This is a genomic window from Adlercreutzia equolifaciens (assembly GCF_029076695.1).
Taxonomy (GTDB): Bacteria; Actinomycetota; Coriobacteriia; order Coriobacteriales; family Eggerthellaceae; genus Adlercreutzia; species Adlercreutzia equolifaciens_A.
The window spans coordinates 1-286 of the sequence record NZ_JARFIK010000684.1 but is presented as its reverse complement, the minus strand read 5'-3'; the positions used below and the strand labels follow the sequence as shown (position 1 = coordinate 286).

The 286-nt window shown below is 68.9% G+C and carries 1 protein-coding gene; it reads left to right on the top strand.

The window, feature by feature from the left end; genetic code table 11:
• On the top strand, positions 1-286 hold a 286-nt coding region (locus PZH32_RS14110; protein ID WP_275208897.1), incomplete at both ends, for an SDR family NAD(P)-dependent oxidoreductase.

The window sequence follows — 286 nt, the reverse complement described above, 5'->3', positions numbered from 1 at the left end:
CATGATCGATCAGGGCGAGGGCGGCGCCATCATCAACACCAGCTCGATGGTGGGCAAGCACGGCCAGCCCTCGGGCTCGGCCTACACCACCTCGAAGTTCGCCGTGAACGGCCTCACGCTGTCGCTGGCCCGCGAGCTGGCGCGTCATCGCATTCGCGTGAACGCCGTGGCCCCGGGCGTCCCCCACACCGACATGGTGGACGCGCTGCCCGTGGCCGTTATCAAGCCCCTCATCGAGTCCATTCCGCTGGGCCGCATGGGCGAGCCCGAGGACATCGCGAACGCC